This window comes from Terriglobales bacterium, from assembly GCA_035624475.1.
Taxonomy (GTDB): Bacteria; Acidobacteriota; Terriglobia; order Terriglobales; family Acidobacteriaceae; genus DASPRL01.
Window position 1 is genome coordinate 1 of the sequence record DASPRL010000193.1, and the last position, 2,813, is coordinate 2,813.

At 69.2% G+C, this 2,813-nt stretch carries 3 protein-coding genes; 2 read left to right on the top strand and 1 reads right to left on the bottom strand.

Annotated features, from left to right (window positions below):
- Together VEG08_07995 and VEG08_08000 are read left to right on the top strand one after the other, a co-directional pair.
- On the top strand, positions 1–925 hold a 925-nt coding region (locus VEG08_07995), incomplete at its 5' end, for a hypothetical protein (GenBank protein HXZ27924.1).
- A complete protein-coding gene (locus VEG08_08000; protein ID HXZ27925.1) occupies positions 912–2,216 on the top strand; it encodes a hypothetical protein in 1,305 nt (434 codons plus the stop codon). The genes VEG08_07995 and VEG08_08000, both read left to right, overlap by 14 nt.
- Positions 2,217–2,258: 42 nt before the next feature.
- On the opposite strand, the gene VEG08_08005 is transcribed toward VEG08_08000, so the two are convergent.
- A partial coding sequence (locus VEG08_08005; GenBank protein ID HXZ27926.1) for an MBL fold metallo-hydrolase occupies positions 2,259–2,813 on the bottom strand: 555 nt, incomplete at its 5' end.

Consider the following 2,813-nt stretch of genomic DNA (forward strand, 5'->3'; position numbering starts at 1 on the left):
CATGGGCAAGGGCGACTTCGCCAATGCCTCCACCATCCTCGAAGCCTGCAAGAAGACCTACGGCGAGACCGCGGAGGTCCAGCAGGCATTCAGCGAATTCGAGGGCAAGCGCTCGGCCGTGGCCAAATCGGCGGTGGAGAAGGCGGTGCGCGATGCCCGCACCCTGCTGCTCGCCCGCCAGTACCAGGCCGCGCTGGATGGGCTCAAGCAGGTGGCAGCGCTGGCTCCGGCCGCCCCCGCCGACCTGCAGAAGCAGTACGAGACCCTGAACAAGGACGCCGCCGCCGGCGCCAGCCGCCAGCAGAAGGAAGCCGAGCTGGGCAAGACTATCGTGGCCGGCTCCGCCGAGGCGGCCCAGACCATGGTGGCGGGCTCGGTCGAGGCCTCCAAGACCATGATCAGCCCGTCCGCGGCGCCGGCGCCCGCTCCCGCGCCGGCGGCGGCAGCGCCGACGCCCGTCGCCCCGGCCGCTGCGCCTGCGGTCGCCCCGCCCGCCGCTCCCAAGCCCGCACCCGCCAAGGTCCGCCCTGCGCCCGCGCCCGCCCTGGCGCCGGCGCCCGCCCGCAAGTCGCCCGTGCTTGCCATCGTCGCCGTGGTGGCGGTGCTGGTGCTGGGCATCGGCGGCTACGTGGCCTACAAGAAGATCGCTGGGCCGCCCGCCGCCACCACCTACATCGAGGTCAACGGCATTCCCTGGGGCACGGTGAAGTCGGTCACCTCCGCCGACGGCAAGGTCAGCCTCACCCCCGGGGAGCAGACTCCGCTGCGCATCGCGGTGCCGCCGGGGGATTACAAGGTCGTGGTGGACGGTCCCGACGGCCAGGAGCAGAGCCTGGACGTGAAGGCGACCAACGAGAGCCCGGGGAGCATCACCCCGGTCTTCCAACAGATCGACGTGGACCAGATCATCAATGCGACGAACTGATCTCCATCGCGCGCTCGCGCTCGCCCTGGCGCTGCTGGCGCCGCTTCCGGCCTTCGCCGGCAAGAAGGAAGAGGACTACAGCAAGGCGATGCAGGCCATGAACGCCGGCCGCGTGGACGAAGCCGCGCAGTTGTTCTGCTCGGTGGCGCAGGAGGACCCGGGCTACAAGGACGCCAAGGTCAACTGCAAGATCATGTCCGACCAGGCGCAGCGCGAGGCCCGGCGCAACGAGGAACGCTTCACCAACGGCGTGAATGCTTTCAAGGCCGGCAAATACGACGACGCCGAGCAGGAATTCAAGAACATCCGCAGCGGCCCGCACGTTGCCGAAGCCCAGCAGTACCTGGCCAGGATCCCCGCTGCCCGCCAGGCGCAGCAGGCCCAGGCCGGCGACGTCGCCATGGAGCAGAGGTTCCAGCAGGCGGTCGCGGCATATACCCGCAACGACTTCAACACCGCCAAGGGTCTCTTCGCCCAGATCAGCGGCAGCCACGCCAGCGAGGCGCAGAGCTATCTCAACCGCATGAAGCAGTACGAGCAGGCCATGGCCGAGGGCGACACCCTGGCCAGCGCCAAGAACTACCGCCAGGCGGCCGCCAGCTACAACGAGGCCGCCGGCATCAAGTCGGACGGGCCCGGCGATCCCCGCTCCAAGGCCACCGGCATGCAGCAGTTGCTGGCCTCGTCCACCACCACTCCCACCGTCGCTCCGCCCAGTCCGACCCCCACGGTGGCCGTGACCCACACGCCCGCGCCTCCGGCGCGTCCCGCGGTCTCCGCCGTCAAGGAGACTCCCAAGCCGCAGGTGGACGTGGACAAGCTGCTGCGCGAGGCCGAGGCCGCCCGCAGCAAGGGCGACATCCGCACCGCGCAGAGCAAGTACATCGCGGTGCTGGCCGTGGACGAGCACAACCCTACCGCCACCCAGGCCCTGGCCGCGCTCCAGACCCAGGCCCAGCAGCAGGCCACGCCCTCCACCCAGAAGGCCAGCTCGGAAGCCGACGTCATGCTGGCCAAGGCCATTCGCGAGTTCTACCAGGGTGAGTACGAGCAGTCCGAGGTCCACATCCAGGATTACCTCGACGTCAATGGCTCCAAGACCGCGCTGGGATACTTCTACAAGGGGGCCAGCAAGCTCACCCGCTACTACCTGGGTGGCGCGTCGGACGGCAAGCTCATGCACGACGCCCAGGAACTCTTCCGCAATGCCAAGAAGACCCCCGGCTTCGCTCCTCCGGGACAGAACTACATCTCTCCCAAGATCCTCAAGGTCTTCGAGACCACGTCGTAGGGCTTCCGGTTCTTCCAATCACCCGATGGCCTGATCGCCCGATCACCCGATGAGAAACGGGTTGCTCTCGCGCTCTTCGCCGATGGTGGTCAGCGGCCCGTGGCCGGGCACCACCAGCGTGTCGTCGGGCAGGGCCAGCACCCGCTGGTGCAGGGAGCGCAAGATCATCTCGCTGGAGCCGCCGGGCAGGTCGGTGCGCCCGATGCTGCCGGCGAAGAGCGTGTCGCCGGCCAGCAGCTTCTTCTCGGCAGGGAAGTAGAGGCAGACGCTGCCCTGGGTGTGCCCCGGGGTGTGCAGCACGCTGGCGCGAAGGGCGCCTGCGCCCACGGTGTCGCCGTCGCGCAGCTCCTGGTCGATGGTGACCTTCTCCGGCGGCGGCTGTCCCAGCCAGCCCGCCTGCACGTCCAGCATGGCCAGCAGGGCCTGGTCGTTCTGGTTGAGCAGGATGGGCGCGCCCGTGGCCCGCTTCAGCCGCATCGCTCCGCCCACGTGGTCGATGTGGGCGTGGGTGATCACGATCTGCCTCAGGGTCAGGCGGTGGCGCCGCAGCGTCTCCAGGATCTGCTCGACGTCATCGCCGGGATCGATGACCAGGGC